Annotated in this window: 1 protein-coding gene and 1 pseudogene; both read left to right on the forward strand. The window is 73.4% G+C overall.

What is annotated here, in order from left to right:
- Positions 1-449 precede the first annotated feature (449 nt).
- On the forward strand, positions 450-1,790 hold the full coding sequence (locus IE329_RS39690; protein WP_190215932.1) for an ROK family transcriptional regulator: 1,341 nt from the start codon (positions 450-452) through the stop codon (positions 1,788-1,790).
- A 659-nt stretch (positions 1,791-2,449) separates the two neighbouring features.
- Positions 2,450-2,939 (forward strand): annotated as a pseudogene (locus IE329_RS39695) (RICIN domain-containing protein); the annotation flags it as partial.

Raw genomic sequence — 2,939 nt, forward strand, 5'->3', positions numbered from 1 at the left:
CCCCGATCCGCAGGCCGCGACGGCGGCCAACGACGTGATCGCCATGGCGAGGGTGGCCGCTCTGAAAGGGCGCGACTTCATGGGGAGGTCCTCATCTCTGCCTACCGCGAGGGGCTCGGCCCGGCGCGGTGGTGGGGGACCCGCCGAACACTGCGGGTTGTTAGTTCCGCCAGTGTGTTAATTAAGAATCGCGCTGTCAAGAGGTCGGCCGGAACGTGATGCGACCGGTCCTGACCGCCTCCCGATCCGGACCGGAGCATCAACTCCGCTGTTCGAGAGGGCAATCTTCCTGATCCTTCGCACCCGCAGCCACCGGCCGGTACGCTTCCCGCACCCGGTCGACGGCGGACCGGCCGAAGCCGCACGGGCGGTTATTTCAAACCATGCATCAACTAACATGGCCAAGATCAGCACCGGCCTGCGGACAGGCCCCGGAACGAGGAGACCACGTGCGGCAGGACCAGCGCGGCACCACAGGCACGGGCACGGGCGCAGCCGGCCACCCCCAGACGGGCACGGCGGCCCCCTCCGCGGCGAGCGGCATCATGGCGGGCTACCCGGAGCCCGCCGACAAGGCCTCGCTGCGCCGTACCAACCTGAGCGTGATGCTGCGTCACCTGCGCGAGAACGGCGCACAGTCCCGCACCCACCTCGCCGCCGCGACCGGCCTGCCCAAGGCGACGGTGTCGGTCCTGGTCGGGGACCTCATCCAGCGCGGACTGGTCCGTGAGGGCGAGCTGGACCGGGCCGGGGCGGTCGGCCGCCCGCACCGCATGGTCGACCTCGACGGCCGCTGGATCTGCGGCGTCGGCGCCGAGATCGGCCCCGACCACATCACCGTCCTCGCCCTCGACCTGCGCGGCACCGTCGTCCACGAGGACCGCCGCGCCCTGGACGTGCCCGCGCTCACCCCGCAGGCCGCCCTGCGCGAGGTCGCCGACCTGGTCGCGGACTGCCTGAGCGCGGTCGCCGACCTCGGCATGCACGCCGTCGCGGTCACCCTGGTCACCCAGGGCTCGGTGGACGCCGCCTCCGGCACGGTCGCGGTGGCCACCAACTTCGGCTGGCGCGACGTCCGGGCGGTGCACGAACTGCGCGCACGGCTCGGGCGGCACGCACCGCCCGTCCTGGTCGAGAACGACGCCGAGTCCGGCGCCCTCGCCGAGTACCTGGCCGCCCCCGGCGCCGACGTCCGCGAACTCGTCTACGTCACCGGCGGGATCGGCGTCGGCGGCGCCAGCATCTCCGGCGGCAAACTGATCCGCGGCTCCGAGATCGGCCACATGCGGCTCGACCGCCTCGACCGGCCCTGCGCCTGCGGGCGGACCGGCTGCTGGGAGGTCGCCGTCGGGCTCCAGGCCTTCCTGGACGCCGCCGCCGACCCCGCCGACCGGGTGCACGACCTGTCCGTCGACCTCGCCGACCGGCTCGACGACCTGCTCGGCAGGGCCGACGCCGGCGAACCCCGCACCCTCGCCGCCCTCGCCGCCCTCGCCGACGACCTGGCCCTCGGACTCGGCATCCTGGTCGACGTGCTCAACCCGCCCCGGATCGTCCTCGGCGGCTACTTCGCCGTGTTCGGCCGCCACCTCGTGGACCCCGCGCAGCGGATCCTCGACGACCGCCGGATCACTCCCACCCCCGGGCGGGTCGTCGTGACCGCGTCGACCCTCGGCCTGTCCAACGCCGCCCGGGGCGGCGCGCACCTCGCCCTCGAAGGCATCTTCCAGGACCCCTCCGTGGTGCCGTTCAGGCCGGCGGCGGAGGACGACGAATACCGCTCCGCCTGAGGCCCGGCCGGGCCGCTCTCGCCCCGGCCGGCCGCCTGCACGCCGCCCCTCCCCCGGGCGGCCCGGATCACCGGGCCGACGCCCCCGGGGGCTCCACCACGCCCCCCGACCGGGCCGCACCGGGCCTCCGCCTGCGCCGACGCACTCGCCCGCCCGCCCGCTGCCAGGCTCGGTGCCCCCACGGGCCTGACCAGCGCTCAAGCCGGCGCCTCCTGGCCCTCGCACGCGGCCGGGGCGGGTGACGGCCCCGGAAAGATCCGGCGATGCCGCTCTTGACTTCACCTCCCGGCACTGCCACCGTTTGCTAAAAGTTGCTCGAAGAGAGTCATCTAAGCGCAACTTACTGCAAGCAGTTAGCCTGTCGTTCCGGCAGGGCCGGCACACACGCTCGCCGAACGGGTCACCGTCCGACCGTTCCGACGGAGTGCTGCCGGCGCGCCGCGCACGACGACAGCGGCTCCGCCACGACCGGCCGGACCGGCCCGGCCGCACTGTGCGGTCACCCCGGTCCACCCGGCGTCACCGACCCCCCGGGTACCCCCTCCAGCCGTTCCGTCCGGCTGTTCCCTCCGGCTGCCGCGTACCGCTTCCGGACGGCCGGGGCCGCTGCTCACGCACCCCCTCCCCCACATTGCGTGTTGCCACCGAAGGAGTTCCCCTTGTCCGCTCTCTCCCGCAGGGCGACGGCGGCGGTCTTCGCCGCCACCGTCCTGACGCTGTCCGGCACCGTGACGTCCCCGGCGTCGGCGACACCGCCCGCCGCCACGTACACGGTCGGCGTCGGATCCCCCGTCCCGTACGCCTACCCGACGGACACCCAGGCCTCCCCGTACATCGACAAGGACGGCACGTTCTGGTTCCAGCAGTCCGCCGCCCTCTACGGCGCCTCGGAGGGCCGGCACTGGGACTTCTACACCGGGACCGACTTCGACACCGCCACCAGGTCGAGCACGGTCAGCAACGCGGTGAACCCCGCGAACGCGAGCGACAGGAACAACGACACCACCTGGCGGTGCAACAACAGCCCGACCGGCCTGCAGGCGAGCAACCCGCCCGCCGGCTCCAGCTACTCCCAGAAGAACTTCTGCGACCTCGCCGGGGTCTGGGTCGACCCGGACACCGGTGACTGGTACGGCCTGGTGCACAACG

It is taken from the genome of Kitasatospora indigofera (assembly GCF_014655955.1).
GTDB lineage: Bacteria > Actinomycetota > Actinomycetes > Streptomycetales > Streptomycetaceae > Kitasatospora > Kitasatospora indigofera.